21 protein-coding genes and 2 pseudogenes are annotated in these 23069 nt (G+C 63.2%); 5 read left to right on the forward strand and 18 right to left on the reverse strand.

The features are described from left to right. Positions 1-12: 12 nt before the first annotated feature. Entirely contained in the window at positions 13-630 is a 618-nt protein-coding gene (locus tag HBO10_RS06660; protein ID WP_003195019.1) for a hemolysin III family protein, read from the reverse strand. Positions 631-775: 145 nt separating this feature from the next. Between HBO10_RS06660 and HBO10_RS06665 the strand changes: the two genes are divergently transcribed. Continuing rightward, complete coding sequence (locus HBO10_RS06665) at positions 776-1690, forward strand: LysR substrate-binding domain-containing protein (protein WP_014720307.1); 915 nt, start codon at positions 776-778, stop codon at positions 1688-1690. Positions 1691-1814: 124 nt separating this feature from the next. Here HBO10_RS06665 and madM read toward each other — a convergent pair whose 3' ends face one another. The 17 genes and pseudogenes from madM to pilG all read right to left on the reverse strand — a co-directional run bounded on the left by madM (position 1815) and on the right by pilG (position 19676). After that, complete coding sequence (madM, locus tag HBO10_RS06670) at positions 1815-2579, reverse strand: malonate transporter subunit MadM (protein ID WP_032897715.1); 765 nt, start codon at positions 2577-2579, stop codon at positions 1815-1817. Positions 2580-2584: 5 nt separating this feature from the next. Further along, positions 2585-2977, reverse strand: coding sequence for a malonate transporter subunit MadL (gene madL, locus HBO10_RS06675; RefSeq protein WP_032894763.1), 393 nt, complete (start codon positions 2975-2977; stop codon positions 2585-2587). Positions 2978-3044: 67 nt separating this feature from the next. Beyond that, positions 3045-3944, reverse strand: coding sequence for a malonate decarboxylase subunit epsilon (gene mdcH / locus HBO10_RS06680; RefSeq protein WP_034128926.1), 900 nt, complete (start codon positions 3942-3944; stop codon positions 3045-3047). Beyond that, entirely contained in the window at positions 3941-4537 is a 597-nt protein-coding gene (locus HBO10_RS06685) for a malonate decarboxylase holo-ACP synthase (protein WP_034128927.1), read from the reverse strand. The genes mdcH and HBO10_RS06685 overlap by 4 nt, the downstream gene beginning before the upstream one ends. After that, the gene (gene mdcE / locus HBO10_RS06690) at positions 4531-5301 is read right to left on the reverse strand and encodes a biotin-independent malonate decarboxylase subunit gamma (protein WP_034128928.1); all 771 of its coding nucleotides are present in this window, start codon (positions 5299-5301) and stop codon (positions 4531-4533) included. The genes HBO10_RS06685 and mdcE overlap by 7 nt, the downstream gene beginning before the upstream one ends. Next, entirely contained in the window at positions 5298-6140 is an 843-nt protein-coding gene (locus HBO10_RS06695) for a biotin-independent malonate decarboxylase subunit beta (RefSeq protein ID WP_034128929.1), read from the reverse strand. Before HBO10_RS06695 ends, mdcE begins: the two co-directional genes overlap by 4 nt. After that, the gene (locus tag HBO10_RS06700; RefSeq protein WP_014720312.1) at positions 6133-6432 is read right to left on the reverse strand and encodes a malonate decarboxylase subunit delta; all 300 of its coding nucleotides are present in this window, start codon (positions 6430-6432) and stop codon (positions 6133-6135) included. The genes HBO10_RS06695 and HBO10_RS06700 overlap by 8 nt, the downstream gene beginning before the upstream one ends. Then, positions 6432-7265 (reverse strand): triphosphoribosyl-dephospho-CoA synthase, encoded by an 834-nt coding sequence (locus HBO10_RS06705; RefSeq protein WP_034128930.1) that lies wholly within the window; start codon positions 7263-7265, stop codon positions 6432-6434. The genes HBO10_RS06700 and HBO10_RS06705 overlap by 1 nt, the downstream gene beginning before the upstream one ends. After that, positions 7266-8936: a malonate decarboxylase subunit alpha gene (gene mdcA / locus HBO10_RS06710; protein WP_034128931.1), complete on the reverse strand. Its 1671-nt coding sequence runs from the start codon at positions 8934-8936 to the stop codon at positions 7266-7268. It abuts the gene before it with no gap. 275 nt (positions 8937-9211) lie between these two features. Next, a pseudogene (locus HBO10_RS06715) lies at positions 9212-9390 on the reverse strand (chemotaxis protein CheW); the annotation flags it as partial. A 130-nt stretch (positions 9391-9520) separates the two neighbouring features. Continuing rightward, a pseudogene (locus HBO10_RS06720) lies at positions 9521-9699 on the reverse strand (chemotaxis protein CheW); the annotation flags it as partial. A gap of 130 nt (positions 9700-9829) precedes the next feature. Beyond that, entirely contained in the window at positions 9830-10285 is a 456-nt protein-coding gene (locus HBO10_RS06725; RefSeq protein ID WP_034128932.1) for a chemotaxis protein CheW, read from the reverse strand. Beyond that, positions 10278-16097, reverse strand: coding sequence for an Hpt domain-containing protein (locus HBO10_RS06730; RefSeq protein ID WP_169921957.1), 5820 nt, complete (start codon positions 16095-16097; stop codon positions 10278-10280). The genes HBO10_RS06725 and HBO10_RS06730 overlap by 8 nt, the downstream gene beginning before the upstream one ends. 175 nt (positions 16098-16272) lie before the next feature. Beyond that, entirely contained in the window at positions 16273-18324 is a 2052-nt protein-coding gene (locus HBO10_RS06735) for a methyl-accepting chemotaxis protein (RefSeq protein WP_034128934.1), read from the reverse strand. Continuing rightward, positions 18321-18845, reverse strand: coding sequence for a chemotaxis protein CheW (locus HBO10_RS06740; RefSeq protein ID WP_034128935.1), 525 nt, complete (start codon positions 18843-18845; stop codon positions 18321-18323). Before HBO10_RS06740 ends, HBO10_RS06735 begins: the two co-directional genes overlap by 4 nt. A gap of 11 nt (positions 18846-18856) precedes the next feature. Beyond that, entirely contained in the window at positions 18857-19222 is a 366-nt protein-coding gene (pilH, locus tag HBO10_RS06745) for a twitching motility response regulator PilH (protein WP_014720320.1), read from the reverse strand. 46 nt (positions 19223-19268) lie between these two features. Further along, complete coding sequence (pilG, locus tag HBO10_RS06750) at positions 19269-19676, reverse strand: twitching motility response regulator PilG (protein ID WP_014720321.1); 408 nt, start codon at positions 19674-19676, stop codon at positions 19269-19271. A 238-nt stretch (positions 19677-19914) separates the two neighbouring features. Here pilG and gshB point away from each other — a divergent pair, with 238 nt between their 5' ends. The 4 genes from gshB (at position 19915) to ruvX (ending at position 23031) form a co-directional block, all read left to right on the forward strand. Next, positions 19915-20868, forward strand: a complete 954-nt coding sequence (gshB, locus tag HBO10_RS06755; RefSeq protein WP_034128936.1) for a glutathione synthase — start codon at positions 19915-19917, stop codon at positions 20866-20868. A gap of 77 nt (positions 20869-20945) precedes the next feature. Then, the gene (locus HBO10_RS06760; RefSeq protein WP_034128937.1) at positions 20946-21851 is read left to right on the forward strand and encodes an energy transducer TonB; all 906 of its coding nucleotides are present in this window, start codon (positions 20946-20948) and stop codon (positions 21849-21851) included. A 173-nt stretch (positions 21852-22024) separates the two neighbouring features. After that, complete coding sequence (locus HBO10_RS06765) at positions 22025-22594, forward strand: YqgE/AlgH family protein (RefSeq protein ID WP_017139445.1); 570 nt, start codon at positions 22025-22027, stop codon at positions 22592-22594. Then, complete coding sequence (gene ruvX / locus HBO10_RS06770; protein WP_003195067.1) at positions 22594-23031, forward strand: Holliday junction resolvase RuvX; 438 nt, start codon at positions 22594-22596, stop codon at positions 23029-23031. Before HBO10_RS06765 ends, ruvX begins: the two co-directional genes overlap by 1 nt. Positions 23032-23069 lie beyond the last annotated feature (38 nt).

Genomic DNA, 23069 nt, shown 5'->3' on the forward strand with positions numbered 1-23069 from the left:
CCCCTCCCACAATCAGAGCACGTAATGCATGATCGCCACGAAATGCAGCAGGCTTCCGCCAATCACAAACAAATGCCAGATGCCGTGGGAATGGCGCAAGCGATCCTCCAGGGCAAAAAAGATAATACCTACGGTGTACAGCACCCCACCGGACGCCAACCAGATAAACCCTGCCGTACCCAACGCCGCCATCAGCGGCTTGACCGCTACCAGTACGATCCAGCCCATCACGGCGTAGATCACGATGGACAAAATCCGCGCCTCCGAACGCGGCTTGATCTCCTGCAGGATGCCGATCACCGCCAGCCCCCACACAATCCCGAACAACGTCCAGCCCCACGGCCCGCGCAGGGTCACCAGGCAGAAAGGCGTATAGCTGCCGGCAATCAACAGGTAAATGGAAAAGTGATCGACCTTCTGCATGATCGCTTTTCGCCGGCCTCGCACGCTGTGGTAAACCGTCGACGCGCTGTACAGCACCATCAGGGTAAAGCCATAAATCGCCACGCTGACGATCTTCCAGGGGCTGCCGTCCAGGCTCGCCACTACCAACATCCACACGGCGCCAATACAGGCCGCGACTGCACCGAGCAAATGGCTCCAGGCGTTGAATCGTTCCCCGTGGTACATCTGTCACTGACCTCCCGTAACCCTCAAGAACAAGCGGACAAGCGTCCAGCCTTGCGCATCAGAGTGCAAGCGGCACGTGACGTTCCGGCGACGACAGCCGCGTTTACGGGCACAATCGAGTGCAATCGAACAAGAGCCCAAGGCCATGCTGATCGACGAAGAATTCACCCTCAAGAAGCTGGAGATCTTCCTGGCGTTCATGCGCACCGGCAACCTGGCCCGCGCCGCCGCCGAGTTGCAAACCAGCAATGTCAGCGTGCACCGCGCCATTCACTCCCTGGAAAGTGCCCTGCGCTGCCCGCTGTTCAAACACGAAGGGCGCAACCTCACCCCGCTGGAAAGCGCCTACGTGCTCGAAGAGCGTGCGCAGAAACTGGTGGCTGATGTGGTCGACAGCGTGCGCCTTACCCGCGAAGCCGCTGGGTTCTCGGCCGAACGTTTCAAGCTCGGCTCGCTGTATTCGCTGACGGTCAAGACCGTGCCGCAATTGATCATGGGCCTGAAAATCCGGCGCAGCGAACTGAATATCGACCTGATCCTGGGCTCCAACTTCGACCTGCTCTATAAGCTCAAGAACATGGAAGTGGACGCGATCCTCATCTCCCTCGACGAACACGCCCACGACCCCGACTGCGAGCAGATCGCGCTGTTCAGCGATGACATCTTCCTCGCCACCCCGGCCGATTCGCCCCTGGACCGCGATCAGGAAATCGACCTGGCCGACGTGCGCGATGCCACCTTCATCACCCTCACCCAGGGCTTCGCCACGCATCAGGACGGCAACCGGGTGTTCCATCAGGCCGGGTTCGAGCCGAAGGTGGCGATGCAGGTGAACGATATCTTCACCTTGCTGAGCATGGTCAGTTCAGGGGTGGGTTATGCGCTGCTGCCAGGACGTATCGCAGCGGTGTATGAGAACCGCGTGAAGCTGATACCGTTGCAGCCCAGGTATCGCTTGCAACAGCAGATCGGTGTGGTGTTCCTGAAAGCCAAGGAGCGCGATCCGAACTTGCTGGCGTTGTTGGCGGAGTGTCGGATGTACGCCAATCGCCAAAGCTGAGGACGATCGCTCCCACGCTCTGCGTGGGAGCGCAGCTTAGGAAGCTCCGCGTCCGCTTTTTGACCGTGACGCAGAGCGTCACAAGAGGCGTTCCCACGCGGAGCGTGGGAACGATCATCCCCTATCAGCCCACCAACCCACGCATCAGCAAAAACAACAACGACGGCCCCAACAAACACCCCAGCGCCGTATAGAACGCCGCCGTCAAACACCCATAAGGCACCAGCTTCGGATCAGTCGCCGCCAGGCCGCCCGCCACACCGCTGGAGGTGCCCATCAAGCCACCGAAGATCACCGCGCTGCGTGGGTTGTTCAGCCCGATCAGCGGCGCCACGAACGGCGTCATCACCATTACCAGAATGGCCTTGATCAACCCCGCGGCAATGGACAGCGCCATCACCTCGGAGCTGGCCCCAATCGCCGCGCCGGTCACCGGGCCGACGATGTAGGTCACGGCCCCGGCGCCGATGGTGGTGAGGCTCACCGCATCGGTGTACCCGAACGCCATCGCCACCCCTACCCCGGCAACGAACGACGAGCCCACGCCGACAAACAGCGCCAGCACCCCCACGAAGCCGGCGCGTTTGAGCTCATCGACACTCACGCCAAAGGCCGTGGCGACAATGGCAAAGTCGCGCAGCATCGCACCGCCCAGCAGGCCGATGCCCGACAACAGTGGAATATCCACCACGCCCTTGGAACCACCCGTAAACGCACCGCCCACATACGACAGCGCCAACCCCAGCAGAATGGCAATGGCCGAACCATGCAGGCGGCCCTTGGTGAAGGTATCGGAGATCCAATAAGACACCCACATGGTCAGGCCGATCACGGCGAAACCACTGATCAAGCCGTAGCCGGTGATCACTTTCATCATCGATTCGTACATGGCGATCACCCGGCTTCTTTGGTGGGAACAGGAGCAACCGGCTCGCGGTTACCGATACGCACCAGCACGGGCACCAGGGCAAAGCCGAGCACCACGGCGAGGGTCCCGGCCAGAATCGCCATAGGCCCACCGCTGATGGCGCCATACACGTTTTGCTGGGCAGCCATCGCCACCACAATCGGGATATACACCGCCGCCCAGAAACTCACGCCTTGCTCTGACTTGCCGGTAAACAGGCCGCGTTTGCTCAAGTAGCTGCCCAGGCCGATCAACAGCAGCATGGCAATACCCACCCCGCCGACGTTGGCCGGAATACCCAACAGCTTGCCCAGCAGTTCACCCACAAACAGCCCTGCCAGCGTGCAGAACGCCAAAAAAGCCACACCGTAGATAATCATGGTTGTTGTCCTCAAAGTGCTCGTTCGAAATTGTTGTTTTTGTGCTTCGAAAGCCTTGGGTACTGCGTTATCGGTGGCGGCGTTCCTCCTCTTGCAGCAGGGCCTGCAAGGTGTCCAGGCGGGCGCCTTCGCAGGCGATCACCGTGCCTTGTTCAAAAACACGGCGTGACAGACCGGTGAGCACCGCGCCCGGAGGCAGCTCGATTTGCAGGCGCACACCACGCTCGTAGGCGCTTTGCACGGTGCCGCGCCAATCGACGACGCGGCACATATTGAAGGCCAGGTCGTCACGCAGTTGTTCGGGGTTGTGGATAGGTCGCGCGCGGGTGCTGCTCAGGTAAGTAATGCGCGGCGCCTTGAGTGGGACGAAGGCTTGGAACAGTGCCTGGGCGGGTTGCTCCAGCAACGGGGAGTGAGACGGCACGCTGACGGCCAGGCGCTTGGCGACACCGTTGCCTGTGATGCGCTCGGCAACTCGCTTCATCGCCTCGTTGCTGCCGGCGATGACGGTCTGGTTGTCGGCATTGATATTGGCCAGGTACACCGGCGTTTGCGGGCTGTGGATATCCGCCAGCAAGGCCTCGACCCTGGAAAGATCAGGGCCGATCAGCGCCGTCATGCCATAGCCCTGTGGATAAGCCTGCTGCATCAGTTCGCCACGCAGGCTGACCAGTTTTATCGCATCAGCGAAGTCCAGGGCCCCGGCCATCACCGCGGCTGGGTAGGCGCCGATGGACAGGCCCGCCACATAATCCGGCGTGCACTCTAATCGCCGGGCATGGGCCACGCCGGCGATCAACAGGCACAGTTGCACAGCCCGCGTCGATTCAAGCGCCTGCGCCGAGTCGAGCCGACGAACGTCTTCACCCAGGGCATCGCTGGCCTCTTGCAGAATGTTGGCCGGCAACACCTGGAGCATGCCGCTGCGTTGGGCGCCCTGCCCCGGAAACACCAGAAGGCTGCTCATGCCACGGCCTGCCAAGGGTCGAGCACAAGGTGCGCACCGCTGACGGTCTTGAGCAGTACACGGCGTGAGGGGCCGGCCCATTCGCGCAACGCGACGGCGCCGAAAGGGGTTTGCAGTTGCAGGTCGACGGCACAAGGCGCGGTGTCCAGGATCGCCAACAGCGCTCGCGCCTCGCTACGATCCAGGGGCTTGGGCGTGCACAGGATCAAATCCAGATCACTGTTGGCATGCAGCGCTTCAATGCCACTGGCCAATTCAAACCCGGCACTGCCGCTGACGCCCCAATCTTGCGGCGCCAGCACCGGCCGCAGTTGATCGAGGGCCCGCAGCGCCGGTAAATCCCGTGGTGAGACCGCCGCTCGCAAAGCTTGCGGCGCCACCCGCCGTTGCACCGCCGCCACGGGCATCCGGGCGGCAAAACGCTGCTCACGCAAACGCCCACGCACACCGACCGCCACATGGCCCGGCTCGGCGATAGCACGCCGCACCACTACCGGATGCCCGGCACGGATCGCGTCCCGCACCCAGGCCGGGGCATCGGCAGGCAGATGCGCCAGGGTCATGCCCCAGAGCAAGTCGTGGGCGTTCACCATTGCTCCCGCAACAGCTGGCGCACTCGGCTGGAGGCGGCTCGGTTGGTGGCGCCAAGGCGTGAGCTCAAGTCGGTACTGCCGATATCCTTGACTGCCTGCACCAGGCAATCGCTGACTCGCGCCACGTCATCCGCCGTGGGCTGTTCAATCTGGGTGACTGTCAGCGTCTCCCACAGCAAGCCCAGGCTGGCATAGCTGTCGATGTCATAGGCCATCGGCGGCACGCTGGCGGCCAGGGTTTCCAATTCCTCGACGCTGCGCAAGGTCACCCGGGCGGCCGAGGCTTTGCCCATGGCATGCACCATCACGCCCGGGTCGCGCAGGGCGATCAGGCGATTGGCCTGGTAGCCGTGGGCGAGGAACGCCCCCGACATGGCCTTGCCCACCAGCAGGGCGATCACCGGGTGGCCGGCGAGCCGGGCGCGAGCGTAGCTGTCAGCGGCGGCGGCCAGGGCCTGATGAATGCCGAGGGCTTCTTCGCGACGGCCATAGGCTTGGCTGGGTACGTCGACGATAGCGATGATGGGCCGTTTGTCCCCCCGGGCGATGGCTTCGTACACCGCCTTGGCCAAGCCCCAGCCTTCCAGCAGGCCGACTTCGCCATGGCGGGCGCGGGGAAAACGGTTTTGCGGGTCGGGAACCACGGCGATATAACGCACCGCCTGTTCACCCAATACTCCGTCCGCCACTTTCAATGAGCCCGGCAAACCTTCGAGGGGCGTTGCGTTGGCGCTCAATGCGTTGAACCACTGCAAGCCTCTCATGAGCGTTCTCCCTGATACAGCGCGCGAACAGTCGCCGGCTCGATTTGCGCGCTCGCGTCCAGTTCGGCCAGGCGCGCCAGGTAAAAATCAGCGCGCCGGCTGCGCGGTTGTGTGGGCACGCCCTGCTGCAGCAGTGCGCTGACAGTCTGCTGGATCTGCGCCACATCGTCCGTCACATAACGGTCGGCCAAGCCACTGTTGAAGCGCTGCTCGCCGCCGGTAAGGCTCCAGATAAACGGGCGGTCGCGGGAGTCATATTCCTCCAGGCCAGCCTCCTGCTCGATCACTTGGGGGCCGTTCAAGCCCAGACGTGCTTCGCGAGTCACCACCAGATAGCTGCACAAGCCAGCCGCGATGGACATGCCCCCAAAGCAACCGACACTGCCGGCCACCACGCCGATCACCGGCTGGTACTGGCGCAGGTCGACAATCGCCGCGTGAATGTCGGCAATGGCAGCCAGGCCCAGGTTGGCTTCCTGCAAGCGCACGCCGCCCGTTTCCAGCAGTAGCACCGCGCAGGTGGGGACGCCGTTGCGGTTGTCTTCGGCCGCCAGCTCCAAGGCGCCCGCGATTTTCGCACCCCCAACTTCACCCAGGCTGCCGCCCTGGAAATTACCTTCGATCGCGGCAATCACCACAGGCTTGGCGCCGATGCTGCCCTTGGCGATCACCACACCATCATCGGCCTGGGGCACCACGCCCTGGCGGCTGAGCCACGGCGACATGACCCGCTGGAACGGGTCGATCAACTCGCGGAAGGTGCCTGCATCCAACAGCGCCTTGGCGCGCTGCCGGGCGCCAAGTTCGACAAAGCTGTGTTTAGCGAGTAAGTCAGTCATGGCCGATCTCCTCGAAACCTTGCTCCAGGCGCAAGCGCACCACACCGGGTGTGGCACCGAAGTCGTGGATATCAATGTTCAGGGCCGGTGGCGTCTGCTCCTGGAAGATGCGTTCGAACAGGTGCTGCCAGCGTTGCTGCGCGCCATTGACCGAGGTTTGCACCTGGATGGTCAAGGTGCCGGGCGTGCCCGGCTCCAGCAGCACTTCCAGGTCGCCCGAGCCGACGCAGCCCACCAGCGCACGGCCTTTGGGGGGCTGCCCGGCGGGGAATTCAAAGGATAAGGTTTCCATCACAACGCTCCGTCGAGGCGGTCGATAAACAGGCAGGCGGCCAACAGGTCGGCGGCGCCGCCGGGGGAGGCATTCAAGGCCAGCAGTTGCAGGTCCAGTTCATGCAGTTGGCGGCGTCCGGCCAGGGTTGCGCTGCCACCGGCGTCGAGCACGGCCTGGGCGCCCTGTTGCATGGTAGCCAGGCCTTCGGTACCGGCGCGGTAGAGCACGCAGGTGTCTGCCAGGTCCGTCATGATCGCCAGCAAAGTATCCAGCCGGGCGTTCTGCTCACCGGCGTTTTCGCGGCGGCTCTTGTGCAGTTGCGGCAGGCCGCGTTGCGTCACTGAAGGGAAGCCGAGCTGGGCTTCTTCACGGGCGCCGCGTGCGCCGTAGCGCTGGGCAACCTGGGCGCCATGGCTCATGGGCTGCGGGGCGAAGCGGTCGTTGAGCAGGGCCAGCTTGGCGGCGGTCAGGGTTATGGCGCGGGGCTCCAGGGCCGCCGCAGCAGTGAGCAAACCCAGCGCCCAGATCGCACCGCGATGGGTGTTCACGCCCTGGGTGGTGGCGAGCATGGCCTGCTCGCCTTCCCGGCCAATACGCCCGAGCGCTTCGCGCAGGGGCAGGCCGACTTCGCCGATGTCGAGCGCGGCCTCGACCATTTCCTTGAACATCGGCCACAGCGACAGCGCCGAGGCGTGCATCAGCCCCAGGTGCAAATCGCTGTGAGCGCCGTTGCCGCGCCGGTCTACCAGAGCGGGTTTAGGCGACAAATCCGCTTCGTCGATCAGCGCATCCACGGCCATATCCGCCAGGCGATCGGCCAGGCTCAGTTCATGCTGTTTGAGCGCGCGCATTTACCAGCTCCTGAATTTGGCGGGCGGGTTGTAGAGGCCACCAGACCAGTCCACCAGGTCGGCCACGCTCTTGGCGGCCAACAACTCGCGGGTGGCGTCGGTGCGGCGAATACCCAAGTCTTCGGGCAAGGCAATCAAGCCTTCGCGGCGCATGCGCGCAGTGTCCTTGGGGTTGTGGCGCATACCGATGGCGGTCACCCCGGCGACGGCGGCGATCATCGCCTGACGTTCTTCCAGAGAGCGTGCCTTGTACAGGTAGGCGATGCCTTCTTCGGTGAGCAAGTGGGTGACGTCGTCGCCGTAGATCATGATGGGCGCCAGGGGCATGCCGCTTTTGCGGGCCACTTCCACCGCGTCCAGGGTGTCGACGAAAGTGGGTTTACCGCCTTCCTGGAAGGTCTCGACCATCTGCACTACGAGTTTTTTGCCGCGTTCAAGCAAGGCCTCAGGCGCATCGTCGTGGCGCATATCCAGCCAGGCCGGTGTGCCATGACGGCGGCCGCGTGGGTCGTGGCCCATGTTCGGCGCGCCACCGAAACCGGCGAGGCGGCCACGGGTCACGGTGCTGGAATGCCCGTCGCCATCCACTTGCAGGGTGGCGCCGATAAACAGGTCCACGGCGTATTGGCCGGCGAGTTGGCAGAACATGCGGTTGGAGCGCATCGAGCCATCGCGGCCGGTGAAGAACACATCCGGGCGTGCGGCAATATAGTTTTCCATGCCCAGTTCGGTGCCGAAGCAATGCACGCTTTCTACCCAACCGCTTTCAATCGCCGGGATCAATGTGGGGTGCGGGTTGAGGGTCCAGTTGCGGCAGATCTTGCCTTTGAGGCCCAGGGATTCGCCGTAGGTGGGCAGGATCAATTCGATGGCGGCGGTGTTGAAGCCAATGCCATGGTTGAGCGACTGCACATTATGTTTTTCGTAGATGCCACGGATCGCCATCATCGCCATCAGCACATGCACCGGCTTGATATGGCGCGGGTCGCGGGTGAACAGCGGCTCGATGTAGAACGGCTTGTCGGCCACCACCACGAAATCGACCCAGCTTGCGGGGATGTCGACGCGGGGCAAGTCGGTGACGTCATCCACCAACTGGTTGACTTGCACGATGACGATGCCATCGCTGAAGGCGGCGGGTTCGATCAGCGCCGGGGTGTCTTCGGTGCTGGCGCCGGTGTAAATGTTACCGGCACGGTCGGCCATGAAACCGGCCGAGAGCACCACGTTGGGGATCAGATCCACCACCAGCCGCGCATAGAGCTCGATGTAGGTGTGGATCGCGCCGATCTCCAGCATGCCGTCTTCCAGCAACTGGCTGATGCGCAGGGATTGGGTGCCAGCGAAAGAGAAATCCAGCTTACGGGCAATGCCCTTTTCAAACAGGTCCAGGTGCTCGGAACGGCCCACGCTGGGCATGATCATGTGCAAATCGTGGAGCTTGGCGGGGTCGGCCTGGGCCAGGGAGCGCGAGAGGAAGTCGGCCTGCTTCTGGTTGTTGCCCTCCAGCACAACGCGGTCGCCGGGGAGGATCAAGGCTTCAAGGGCCTCGACGATCTTGTCACTGGGCAACACCGCCCCGTCTGCGTATTTTTTGACCAGCCCGAGCCGCCGCTGCTTCTCGTCGCGCCGCCGCGTCCAGCGCGAGTCGGGGGTGATGGTTGTTGTCATGGTCGCTCCACGGGGGGTTGCTGTCGTGGGGCTTACCTTAGGAGTGAAGCGTTAAGGCATCAATCAAGCTGGAGGACGAACCGTTACGCCTGGAGTAACGAAGATCAAACTGTGGGAGCTGGCTTGCCTGCGTTGATGGTAGGTCGTGCATAACTGATCGTTCCCACGTTCCGCGTGGGCATGCATCCTGTGACGCTCTGCGTCACCCTTATGCTGACTGGCGGGACGCGGAGCGTCCCCGGCGGCATTCCCACGCGGAGCGTGTGAACGATCAGTCAGGCCAGGCCGGACTCTACCAGCAGCGCTTCAAGCCCCATCAAGTCCGGCACCTTCGCCACCTGCTCGCCCACTTGCACCGCCGCCTCCTCGAGCGTTCGCCCGTCACGCTGGCTTCGCCGCAGGCCGCTTCAAAGCTGGTCAGCGGAATCTGCCGATCGCGCCACGTGACCTGGCGGCGCATAACTGATCGTTCCCACGCTCCGCGTGGGCATGCATCCTGTGACGCTCTGCGTCACCCTTGTGCTGGCTGGCGGGACGCGGAGCGTCCCCGGCGGCATTCCCACGCGGAGCGTGTGAACGATCAGTCAGGCCAGGCCGGACTCTACCAGCAGCGCTTCAAGCCCCATCAAGTCCGGCACCTTCGCCACCTGCTCCCCCACTTGCACCGCCGCCTCCTCGAGCGTTCGCCCGTCACGCTGGCTTCGCCGCAGGCCGCTTCAAAGCTGGTCAGCGGAATCTGCCGATCGCGCTACGTGACCTGGCGGCGCATAACTGATCGTTCCCACGCTCCGCGTGGGCATGCATCCTGTGACGCTCTGCGTCACCCTTATGCCGACTGGCGGGACGCGGAGCGTCCCCGGCGGCATTCCCACGCGGAGCGTGGGAACGATCAGTCAGGCTAGGCCGGACTCTACCAGCAGCGCTTCAAGCCCCATCAAGTCCGGCACCTTTGCCACCTGCTCGCCCACTTGCACCGCCGCCAGTTCCAGCGGGCACAGGGGCACGTCCACGTAGCTCAATTCGCTGTCGAGCTTGTACGAGCGGGGAATACCCTGGATCACCAGGGCAATGAACTTCAACGTGGGCCTGCCACCCAACGCATTCAACACCACGATCCTCGAGCGTTCGCCCGTCACGCTGGCTTCGCCGCAGGCCGCTTCAAAGCTGATCAGCGGAATCTGTCGATCGCGCCAAGTGACCTGCCGCAGGTACCACGGCGGCGCGTCGCTGGCCGGTTCGCCGCGCTGAAAGTCGATCAGCTCGGCTACGGCGACGTTGGGTAGCACCAGATGGCGGTCGGCCAAGGGCAGCAGCAGGCCGGTGAGTTGGCTGGTGCGGTGTTCAAGCATGGGACTTGCTCCAATAGGCGATGCTTTCCAGCAGCACCGACTCTTGGTACGGCTTGCCGAGGTAGTCGTTGACGCCAATGGCCATGGCGCGGTCGCGGTGTTTCTGGCCGGTGCGTGAGGTGATCATGATGATCGGCAAGCGCATCAGGCGCGGGTCATTGCGTATCTGAATGGCCACTTCGAAGCCGTCCATGCGCGGCATTTCGATGTCGAGCAGCATCAGGTCCGGGGTGTGTTCTTCCAGGATGGCGAGGGCGTCGATACCGTCCTTGGCGGTGAGCACGTTCATGCCGTTGCGCTCCAGCAGGCGGCTGGTGACTTTGCGTACGGTCACCGAGTCGTCCACCACCAGCACCAGCAGCGGGCGTTTTTTCAGTGGGTCGTTGAGGATCAGCGGCGCATCCACTGCCTGGGCCGGCAAGGCCGGTTGCCGAGCGCGGATGTGCGCCAGCAGGTCGATGATCAGCACCACATGGCCGTCGCCCAGGATGGTCGCGCCGGTCACGCCCTGCACCCCGGAGAACTGCGGCCCCAGGCCCTTGACCACGATCTCGCGAGTACCGGCCATGGCATCCACGTGCACCGCCACGCGGCGTTCATTGCAGTGCACCAGCAGCACCGGCACCGGCTGGTACTGGCCCAGCAGTTTAGGGCGGCTGGCGGTGTGCAGCAGGTCACCGAGGTAGAACAACTCGTAGCGCTGGCCGGCGTATTCATAGTGCGGCGGGTCTTGCTGGTAGTGCCCCGCCAATTCGTGGGGCAGCACGCGCACCAAGCCTTCGATGGTGTTGAGCGGGATCGCGTATTGGTCGTCCGCGCAGTGCACCATCAGCGCACGATTGACCGACACGGTAAACGGCAGGCGAATGCGAAAATGCACGCCCATGCCCGGCGTCGAGTCGATCACCATCGAGCCGCCGAGCTGGCGCACTTCCTCATGCACCACGTCCATGCCCACGCCGCGCCCGGAAATCTGGGTGATTTTTTCGGCAGTGGAAAAGCCCGGTTGCAGGATGAACTGCAACACGTCACGGTCGCTGATCTCTTGATGGGGGGCGAGCAGGCCGCGCTTGATCGCCTTGCGTCGCACCGCTTCGAGGGGCACACCCGCGCCGTCGTCACGCATGTCGAAGACGATGTCGCCGCCTTCGTGGGTCAGGTCCAGGGTGATGCGGCCCTTCTCCGGTTTACCCGCAGCCAGCCGCACTTCGCGGGACTCCAGGCCGTGGTCGACCGCGTTGCGCAGCATATGCTCCAAGGGGGCCGCCATGCGTTCCAGCACATTGCGGTCCATCTCGCCTTCGGCATTGCCGACGATAAACTCCACGTCCTTGCCCAACTCGCCCGCCACTTGCCGCACGATGCGCTTGAGGCGTGGCAACATGCGCTCGAAAGGCACCATGCGCGTGCGCATCAGGCCTTCCTGCAATTCGGTGTTGATGCGTGCCTGTTGCTGCAGCAGGTTGTAGGCATCCTGGTTGCGACGCTCAAGGGTCTCTTTGAGATCGAGCAGGTCGGAGGCAGATTCGGACAGCGCACGGGCCAGCTGTTGCAGCTGCGAGTGGCGGTCCATTTCCAGCGGGTCGAACTCTTCGTAGCCCAGGCGTTCGGCCTCGGCTTGCTGGCGGCTCAAGAGGCGGCCCTGGGTTTCGCTGTCGAGCCGGCGCAATTGGTCGCGCATGCGCTCGATGGTGGTTTCCATCTCACTCAAGGCAATGCGCGCATCCTTGACTTGCTGCTCGATACGCCCACGGAAGATCGAAGTTTCGCCGGCCAGGTTGACCAGGTCATCGAGCAAGTCGGCAGAGATTTTCACCAGGTCGGCGGCCGGGTCGGCGACCGCTTCGGCCTTGCCCGCCGGCAGCGCCACCGGTGTGACCGGCTCATCACTGGGGTGCACCAGGCTCTTGATGCGCTCGATGAGTTTATCCACCGAACCCACCGGCAATCCCTCGGCCACGGCGTCGATCATTTGCGCCAGGCGATCATGGCAACCTTGCAGCAGTGCGAACAACTCAGGGGTCGGCGCGAGCAAACCGGCGGAAAGCCCTTCGTAGAGAAATTCCAGCTCATGGGCCAGATCGCCGATCGGCCCGATCTCGACCATGCGTGCACCGCCCTTGAGGGTGTGCAGGTCACGCAGCAGGGTTTCCACTTCCTGGCGATTGCCCGGCTCGTCCTGCCAGCGCAAAAGCGCGCTGCCTGAGCTGTCGAGGATATCGGCGGCTTCTTCGAGGAATATATCCAGCAATTCCGGGTCGGCACCCGAGGCTGGCGCCACCGCAGCCGGCGCTGCCGGGCTGCTGGCCTGGCGCAATTCCCGCAGCCTTTCGACCAGTTCGGCGCCGTCACTCAGGGGTTGCTGTTGTTGCAGCTCTTCCAATTGTTGAGCCAAGCGTTCGTGGCTGGCCATCAGTGCCTGGGATAGCTCGACAGAGTAGCTATAGCGGCGGTCCACCAGCCCCTCATAAACGCATTCCAGCTCGTGGGCCAAGTCGCCCACCGGGTCGATTTCGGCCATGCGCGCGCCGCCCTTGAGGGTGTGCAGATCCCGCTGCAACGAGGACAAGGGCGCAGCGCTGTCGGGCTCCAGTAACCATCGCTTGAGCGACTGGCCGGCGCTGTCGAGGATGTCTACGGCCTCCTCAAGGAAGATCTCAACAATCTCGTCGTCCATCGCGGTGGCGTGATCCAGCTGCGCGGTGGCCGCGCCCAATTCGGAGATACTCAGGGCGCGGCTGCCGTCGCTTTTGATCAGGCCTGTGGCGGACGGGTCTAAGGCTTCGTCCAGCAACGCGCGTAACGCCTGCAGCCGTGCAGGCGCGGGGCTGATTTCCTGGCCGGCGGCCAACTGGTCGAGCATGTTGATCAGCGCGTCGTGGGCCTGTTCAGCCTCTTGGAAGAACCGGGCGCTGACCGCCAGGCTGCTTTCCTCTACCGCGCCATACAGGTCGAGCAAGGCTTCGCACAACGCGTCGATAGGATGCAGGTCGGCAAGGTGCGCACCCTCGCCCAGGGTGGTCAGTTCGTCCAGCAACGCCGTGAGTTCCAGACGGTCGCCGGGGTGTTGCTGCCAGCGACGCAGCAGGCTTTCGGCGTCGAGCAGGATGTCCATGCCCTGGGCCAGGAAGTTGGTGATCAAGTGCGGGTCACGCTTGACGCGCAGGCCGGCCGTGGGGGCGTCGAGCAAGGCGGCCAGTTGATGCTCCAGCAGGTGTTGGGTGCGGCTGATCACGCTGGCCGCGCCGTGGATCGGCGCCAGGGGATTGTTGTCCAGGTCACGCACCCCGCGCTGGAACAGCCCTTGTGCCTCAAGCAACAACGCCACTTCGTCCTTGTCCAGCGGCACGCGGTGGGCCTTGTACTCACGGGTGAGGTGATCCAGCGGGCGCGCCAGTTCGGCAATGGGCAACACGCCGGCCATGTAGGCGCTGCCCTTGAGGGTGTGCAAGGCGCGTTGCAGTTCATCACTGACCTGCAGCGGCACCTGCTCGGCGGCCTGTTGCAGGAAGTGGTCGAGGCTGTCCAGATGGCCCTGGGCTTCGTTGCGAAAGATCTCCAGCAGCATTGGGTCATGGGGCTCGGTGGTCGATGTTGCAGCGCCACTGGCCAGGGCATGGGCACGGGCGGCCAAGGCGTCGACTTCATCGCGCTGGCGCTGGTCGTCGCTAGCGAAATCGGCGATCAGCTCCGGCAGCAGGGCCACGGCCTCATCCAACACCTGCCGCACCTCAGGGCCAAGGACTACACTGCGTTCCAGCACGCGATTGAGCAGGTTCTCCACGGCCCAGGCCAGCTCGGCCAGCACCAGGGCGCGCACCATGCGGCCGCTGCCCTTGAGGGTATGGAAAGCCCGGCGCATTTCGCCCTGGGCGGCTTTGTCCGCGCTGTCGGGCAGGTAGCGATGCAACACGTCGAGGACTTCATCGGTTTCTTCAAGGAAGACTTCGCGCAGTTCATCGTCAATCGGTTCTTCACCGGCCGGCGGCGGCAACAGGCTACCGGGACGCTGCAAGGCTGGAGGGTTGAGACGTGATGCAGGGCTGGCCAAGGCATCGAACTGGGATTGGTTTGGCGCAGCCTCGGTGGACAGCGCCCCCTCGGGCGCAGCCAGGGCCTGCCGCCAGGGTTTTTCCACCGGCAGGTAGCCCAATGCATTCAAGCCCTGGGTGGCCAACTCCAGCACTTTTTCCCCTGCCGCGTCAGGGTCTTGAAGCATGCGCTCGAGGTAGTACTCAAGGCTGCTGACCACCTCGGCGAAATGCGCCAGTTGTGTCGCCGAAGGGGCGGCCTCGTTGATCATCAATTGCTCGTCGACGTAATCGGTGCAACCGCGCATCAGGCTCGCCGCACGCGGCAAGGGAATCATCGCCAGGGCACCACGCACCTGGCTCAGTAGCTCGGGCAAGGACTCCAGGCGCTGACGATCCCAATCAGCCTCAATGCAGTCGATCACCAGCTCCTTGGCTTGGCGCAGGCACTGGCACGATTCACGAATCACCAACTGATGGATCTGAGTCAGGTCGGTGGTGGGCAAGCGGCTGTCTTCACTGCTTTGCGGTTCGACGGTGCCGATCATCCCGGCCAACGTCGCTTCGACATACAGCAACGCGCCGGCCACATCCATCAACACCGCGTCATTGGGTTCGCGCTGCCCCTGGACCAGGCTCAACACCACGGCGAGTTGGTCGATGATCACTTTGCGCGGCTGGCCGAAACCCAACACCGCGAGGGTATCGGCGATCTGCCGCAAGGGCGCCAGGAACGGATCGAGGTCCTGGGTGTGCTGGCGATCACTGCGCACGAACAGATCCAGGCGTTCCTTGACCCGCACCAGTTCCTCACACAACGCCCCGAGTACCGAGCCCATGGCATTGCGATCCGGCCCGGCCAGCCGTGCACGTTCAGCATCGACCACGGCGCTGTCGGGCAACGCTTCGTCCAAGCCGTAGCGCTCCTTCAGGCTCTGCATGCGCGGCGTCGGCCGGGTGACTTTGGCGACGTAGAACAACAGGCTCTTGAGCAACTCGTCCGGTGCCGGCTGGTTGATGCCATTGATGCCTTGAACCAGCAAGCGCTTGAGTTGCTTGTCGCTGGCCTTGAGCAGGCTGCGCAGCGCCGGACTGTTGGCGACCACGCCGGTGAGCATGCCTTCGACCAGCGCCGAGGTGACCTGCCACAACGGCAGCAGCGGCGCACCCTGGCATAGCGCTTCAAGGCGTGCGAACACCCGCGCCATGTCTTCCAGGTTGCTGGGGCCGTGGTCTTCACGCAGCAATCCGGCGAGGGCTTGTTGCAGCAGGTGGCGCCATTGGCGCAACTGCTCATGCAGATCCGGCGTGGCCCGCTGGGCCAGGGCTTGCTCAGGCAACGGCTCGATCGATAGCAGTTGCGGGCTGAACAGACTGGTTTCCGATAGCAGGCTTTCACCACGGGCGCTGCGCAGGTCGTTGAGCAGCGGTAGCACCACCAGCGGCAAGTCGCGGCGGGCACTGTGCACGCGGTCGAGGTACAGCGGCAGTTGGCCGAGGGCTTGTTGCAGCAGCCGGATACCTTCATCGCGTTGGCCAACGTGCCCGGCCTGTAGTGCCAGGGCCAGTTCCTCGATTTCTTCGGCCAGCAGCGCCGCGCCGTAGAACTCGACTATTTGCAGCGCGCCATGTACCTGGTGAATACCGGCCAGGCATTCGTTTAGAGCGTCGTCGTCATGGGTTTCAACGTACGCGTCCAGGGCCGACCGGGCCTGCTTCAGGGTTTCGGCAATATCGCCCTTGACCCATTCGAGGGCCACATAGTCGTGCCGATCAACCATAACTGCTCCGCTTAGAATTCATGAGTTGCTGGTATCTCACAAACAATGGAGATCCAATGTGGGAGCTGGCTTGCCTGCGATAGCGGTGGGTCAGCACTATTTCTGTATCTGACAGACCGCTATCGCAGGCAAGCCAGCTGCCATAGTTGGACTGTGGTGTTCTTCAGGTCGTATTTCAATCATCGACCTGCTTGGGCGGCGGCAAGGTAAAACCCGATACCGACCTGCGCAACTGGCTGGCCATCTTCGCCAGGTTACCAATGCTTTCTGCGGTGGCGGTGGAACCCGACGACGTCTGTGTGGTGATCTGCTGGATCACGTTCATGGTCAGGGAAATCTGCCCCGCCGATGAGGTCTGTTGCTGCGCCGCGTTGGAAATACTCTGGATCAGCGCTGCCAGGGTTTTCGACACGCCTTCGATCTCCTCCAGCGCCACCCCGGCGTCCTGGGCCAGGCGTGCGCCGCGCACCACTTCGGTGGTGGTCTGCTCCATGGAAATCACCGCTTCGTTGGTGTCGGCCTGAATGGTGCGCACCAGGGTTTCGATCTGCCGGGTGGCCGCCGAGGAGCGCTCGGCCAAACGTTGCACTTCATCGGCCACCACCGCAAAACCGCGCCCGGCGTCGCCGGCCATGCTGGCCTGGATCGCGGCGTTGAGAGCGAGGATGTTGGTCTGGTCGGCGATGTCGTCGATCAGGCTGATGATGTCGCCAATTTCCTGGGACGATTCGCCCAAACGCTTGATGCGCTTGGCGGTGTCCTGGATCTGCTCGCGAATGTTGTCCATGCCGTGGATGGTGTTGTGCACCACCTCGTTGCCTTTGTTGGCGATCTCTACCGAGCGTTCAGCTACCGCCGAGGATTCGGCCGCGTTGGCCGACACCTGGTCGATGGACTGCGCCATCTGATTGATCGCCGTGGACGCTTCGGCAATCTGCTGGGCCTGATGCTCCGACGCCTGGGCCAGGTGCATGGCGGTGGCCTGGGTGTCTTGCACCGCACCGGCGACCTGCCCGGCAGTGAGGTTGATGGTGGCGACCAGGTCGCGCAGTTGATCCACGGAATAGTTGATGGAGTCTGCGATGGTGCCGGTGAAGTCTTCGGTGACCGAGGCGGTGACGGTGAGGTCGCCGTCAGCCAGGTCTTCGATTTCATCCAGCAGGCGCATGATCGCGTTCTGGTTGCGCTCGTTCTTCTGCGCGGTTTCATGCAGTTGGCGGTTGGTCTCGCGCACCATGACCAGGCCGATCAGGATGATCGAGGCCAGCGCCAGCAAGCCCAGCACGTAACCGCCGATGGTGTCGAAGCTGCGCCCGCTGGCGAGGTTTTCAAAACCCGTGGCCAGGTGCGAGGCTTCATCGAGCAGGGTTTGCGACAGGTTGAAAATATTGCTCGCCGAGGCGCGCACCTGGAACAACTGCGGCGAGGTCTCGAGAATTTCATCCACGGAGCCGGAGACAAACTCGAACAGCTCGGCGATGTCCGCCAGCCGCGCCCGGGCATCCGGGTCTTCGACCTGGGTGATACGCAGCCCCGGGTTGCCGTTGAGCATGCCATTGAGCACCACGCCAAAACGGTTGGCATCGCGACCGAAGGCATCGGCGGCCTGCCCGGCGGTTTCATCCCCCGCCAGCACCGTGTTGACCGCCCCCAGGATACGTTCGGCCAGCAGCGACTGGCGTTGGGCCAAGGCTACCTGGCTGGCCGGGGCGCCGCGTTGCAGCAGGATATCCACGACTTTTTCCGACTCGATCTGCAGTTGCGGTACGGTTTCGGCCAGGGTCGCCGCCACCTGGTGCAACGACAACACGGTCTGCTCGCTGGCCAGGATGGCGTCGGTGTTTTTCAGCAACGCCTCCCAGTCGGTCTGCACCGCCCGCATTTCGGCGCGCACCGCACTGGGCGCCGCCGGCAAGCCGGTTTGCGGGTCACCTTTTTTCAGGTAGCCCCAGCGCTGGGCAAAATCGTTGCGCGCATCGCCCAGCAGCTTGAACGCCGCCGCTTTCCCGGCAGCGGCCTCGGTGGCGTTCTTGGCAATGCGCTGGGACAGCACGCGCAGCTCACCGGCGTGGCCGATGTACTGCTTATCGTAAGTGGACTGGGTGTTGAGGTACGCGAAGTTGGCGAACAGCAGCATGATGAACACGATCAAGGCGATAAACAGCACGATGATCTGCGAACGGCTGCGCGAAGCGGCCTGGGGTTTGGGCGTGGTAGCGGTGCTCATGCGGCAACATCCATGAAGCCAGGGGCCTGGGCCAGGGCGAAGGGGCTGAAGACTTGCCACGGCGGGTCGCCGTCGAACTGGCCCTGAATAAACGGCGCGCTCGAGGCAGCGCTCGCCACCCAGGCATCCAATGGGAAATGCTGCATGCCTACCACCTCATCTACCAGCAGCCCGACAAACAGGTCGTTGAACTCCACCACCAGCACCCGCCGTTGCTTGCGCGCCCTGGACAACTCAAGGCCCAGGAAACCGCCCAGGTCCATCACCGGAAGCAAGCGCCCGCGCAGGTTGGCCACGCCCTTGACCCAGGGCTTGACCCCCGGCATCAAGGTGCAACGTGGCTCATGCAACACCTCGGCGACTTCGCCCATGGGCGCCACGTAGGCGTTTGGCCCTATGCGGAAAGCGATGCCGCTCCAGCGTTGCAGGCGCGTTTCCTGGGACGGCAGGTCCGCGGCCAGCAAGCGGCAGCGGCGGTCGATGTCCAGCAGCAGCTCGAAGGCGGTTTGCGACTCGGTCATGATCGCAAGCCTTAGCCGGCCAGCACCTTGTTCAGGGTGGCAATCAGGGTTTCTTCATCCACAGGCTTGGTCAGGTAGTCCTTGGCGCCCTGGCGTGCGCCCCAGATCTTGTCGGTTTCCTGATCCTTGGTGGTGATGATGATGATCGGGATACCGTTGGTTTCCGGCTCCTTGGACAACTGGCGCGTGGCCTGGAAGCCGTTGAGGCCGGGCATCACGATATCCATCAGCACCGCGTCGGGCTTTTCCTGACGGGCCAGGGCCACGCCGTCCGCGCCGTTTTCGGCCTTGAGCACCTGGTGGCCATGCTTTTCCAGCATGCCGGTGAGTTTGTACATTTCGGTCGGCGAATCGTCGACGATCAGAACACGTGCCATGGTTTTCCCCGCTACATTGGTCGGCGCCGGCCCTCGTGAGGCGGCGTCAGTGTGCTTGTTCTACTGCGGCGAACCCAGGCACATAGGCCTTGATCGCCCCCAGCAGTTCTTCCTTGCTGAAAGGCTTGGTCAAAAATTGATCGACACCCACGATGCGCCCCTTGGCCTTGTCGAACAGGCCGTCCTTGGAAGACAACATGATCACCGGGATCGACTTGAACGCCGGGTTGTTCTTCACCAGGGCGCAGGTCTGGTAGCCGTCCAGGCGCGGCATCATGATGTCGACAAAGATAATGTGCGGGTGATGATCGACAATACGGGCCAGGGCGTCGAAACCGTCGATCGCCGTGATGACCTCGCACCCCATGTTCTTCAACAGCGTCTCGGCGGTGCGGCGGATCGTTTTCGAATCGTCGATTACCATCACCTTCAAGGCGTTGGAATGCTGTTCCATATCTGCTCTACCATCGCCACAGCGAATCGGTTTTCGGTGTGTACTGCCTGATGTTGCACAGGATGAACGCCGCAAGCCTTGGAATTCAAGGGCTGCTGCGCCGTGCCAGCCTTTTTAGCACAGTCTCCTGGCGCAATCTATCGAGGCACCCGCCCAGTGGTTTTTCCTTGACCCACAACAGCCGCAGCGCCACTCTGACGCCACTTTTATGCGCCCTAATTTGCTAGAGGAAATCCCCATGAGCGTTCGCGTCGGCATTGTCATGGACCCTATCGCCAGCATTTCCTATAAAAAGGACAGTTCGCTGGCCATGCTCCTGGCCGCCCAGGCCCGCGGCTGGACCTTGTTCTATATGGAGCAGCGCGACCTTTACCAGGGTGACGGCGAGGCCCGCGCACGCATGCGCCCGCTGCAGGTGTTTGCCAACCCCGAGAAGTGGTTCGAGCTTTCTGACGAAATCGACAGCCCGCTGAGCGACCTCGACGTGATCCTGATGCGCAAGGATCCGCCGTTCGACATGGAATTTGTGTACTCCACCTACCTGCTGGAGCAGGCCGAACGCGCGGGCGTGTTGATCGTCAACAAGCCGCAAAGCCTGCGCGACTGTAATGAAAAACTGTTCGCCACCCTGTTCCCGCAGTGCACGCCACCGACCGTGGTCAGCCGCCGCGCCGATGTACTGCGTGAATTCGCCGCCAAGCATGGCGACGTGATCCTCAAGCCGCTGGACGGCATGGGCGGCACCTCGATCTTCCGTCACCGCGCCGGCGACCCGAACCTGTCGGTGATCCTCGAAACCCTGACCGCCCTGGGCACCCAGCAGATCATGGGCCAGGCCTACCTGCCGGCGATCAAGGATGGCGACAAACGTATCCTGATGATTGACGGCGAGCCGGTGGATTATTGCCTGGCGCGGATCCCGGCAGCCGGCGAGACCCGTGGCAACCTGGCGGCCGGTGGTCGCGGTGAAGCGCGGCCGTTGTCAGAAAAAGACCGCTGGATCGCCGCTCAAGTCGGTCCAACCCTGCGGGAAAAAGGTCTGCTATTTGTCGGACTAGACGTAATTGGCGAGAACCTCACTGAAATCAACGTCACCAGCCCGACCTGTATTCGCGAGATCGACAACGCATTTGGCACGAACATCGGCGAAATGCTGATGGCCGCCATTGAACGCAAGCTACAAGCCAAGTGACATAGAACAGCCGGACACCTACCAACATTGCGTTATCATGCGCAACCTGTGAAACGCGCGATGTTGGTTTTCTTGTCATGACACTCCCGTCCGATCTGCCCCCCGAATTCTCCCCCAGCGGCGTGCGCCCGGCCGATCGTCTCGGTTTTACCCTGTTTCTCGCTGCCTTGATTCATCTCGCCCTGCTCCTGGGTGTGGGGTTCACCCTGGTCGAACCCAAGCAGATCACCAAGACCCTGGAAATCACTCTCGCCACGTTCAAAAGCGAAAAGAAGCCCGAAAAGGCTGACTTTCTCGCCCAGGACAACCAACAGGGCAGCGGCACCCTCGACAAGAAAGCCGTGCCCAAGACCACCGAGGTAGCGCCCTTCCATGACAACCAGGTCAAGAAGGTCACTCCGCCGCCAGCGCCCAAGCCTGAGGTCAGGCAGGCCACGCCCAAGGCTGCGGTGACGACTGTCGCGCCCAAACCGCAAAAAGCCCCGACCCAGCGCGAAAAGGCCAAGACCGAACCCAAGCCCGAGCCAGTGAAGCCTGCGCCGACGTTCGACAGTTCGACGTTATCCGACGAAATTTCCAGCCTGGAAGCCGAACTGGCCCATGAGCAACAGCTTTATGCCAAGCGCCCCCGCATCTACCGTCTGAACGCCGCCTCAACCATGCGCGATAAAGGTGCCTGGTATAAGGACGAGTGGCGCAAGAAAGTCGAACGCATCGGCAACCTCAATTACCCGGACGAGGCGCGGCGCCAACAGATTTATGGCAATTTGCGCTTGCTGGTGTCGATCAACCGTGACGGCTCGCTGTATGAGGTGCAGGTGCTGGAGTCCTCCGGCCAGCCGCTGCTGGACCAGGCTGCGCAACGCATCGTGCGCCTGGCCGCGCCCTTTGCGCCGTTCAGCGGCGACTTGAGCGACGTGGACCGCCTGGAAATCATCCGCACCTGGCGGTTCGCCAAGGGCGACCGGTTGTCCAGCAACTGATCGCACAGATCGTTCCCACGCTCCGCGTGGGAATGCCGCCATGGACGCTCTGCGTCTGCTCTTGGGACGCGGAGCGCCCCGGGATGCATTCCGACGCAAAGCATGGGAACGATCAGCGATCAGGCTCGCGCCCGCACTTGTCAGTTCGCCCCTCCAACGCCACACTAGCGGACATGAAAAACGTCAGCCCGACCTACCTCAAGCACCAATTCCTGATCGCCATGCCCCATATGGCCGACCCGAACTTTGCGCAGACCTTGACCTACATCGTCGAGCACACGGCCAATGGTGCCATGGGGTTGGTAGTCAACCGCCCGCAGGAGCTGAACCTGGCCGATATCCTTGAGCAACTGCGCCCGGAAATCGACCCGCCGGCGCGTTGCCAGGGCGTACCGATCTACATCGGCGGGCCGGTGCAGACCGATCGCGGTTTTGTGCTGCACCCCACCGGGCCCAAGTTCCAGGCCACGGTAGACCTTGAGGGGGTGTCATTGTCCACATCCCAGGACGTGCTGTTCGCCATCGCCGACGGCGTCGGCCCTGAGCAAAGTGTGATCACCCTCGGCTACGCCGGTTGGGAAGCCGGGCAACTGGAGGCCGAACTGGCCAGCAATGCCTGGCTGACCTGCCCGTTCGACGCTGACATCCTGTTCAACACCGCCAGCGAACTGCGCCTGGAAGCGGCAGCAGCCAAGCTGCGGGTCAACCTCAGCCTGCTGACCAGCCAGGCGGGGCACGCCTGATGGCCTTGCGTCTGATCCTCGGTTTTGACTACGGCACCAAACAGATCGGCGTAGCGGTTGGCCAGGTCATCACCGGCCAGGCCCGCGAGCTGTGCACCCTCAAGGCCCAAAACGGCGTGCCGGACTGGAACCAGGTCGAAGCCCTGATCAAAGAGTGGAAGCCTGACGCGGTAGTGGTCGGCCTGCCCCTGAACATGGATGGCACCCCCAGTGACATGTGCCTGCGCGCCGAGAAATTCGCGCGCCGCCTCAATGGCCGCTACAACCTGCCCTTCTATACCCACGACGAACGCCTCACCACCTTCGAAGCCAAGGGGGAGCGCCGCGACCGTGGCGGGCAAAAGGGCAGTTACCGCGACAACCCGGTAGACGCCATCGCCGCGGCCTTGCTGTTGCAGGGCTGGCTGGATGAAAACACCGCTTTATTTGAATCCTGACCCGCCGCGATCCTGTGGGAGCGGGCTTGCCCGCGAAG

It is taken from the genome of Pseudomonas sp. WS 5503, assembly GCF_012985385.1.
Classification (GTDB): Bacteria; Pseudomonadota; Gammaproteobacteria; order Pseudomonadales; family Pseudomonadaceae; genus Aquipseudomonas; species Aquipseudomonas paracarnis.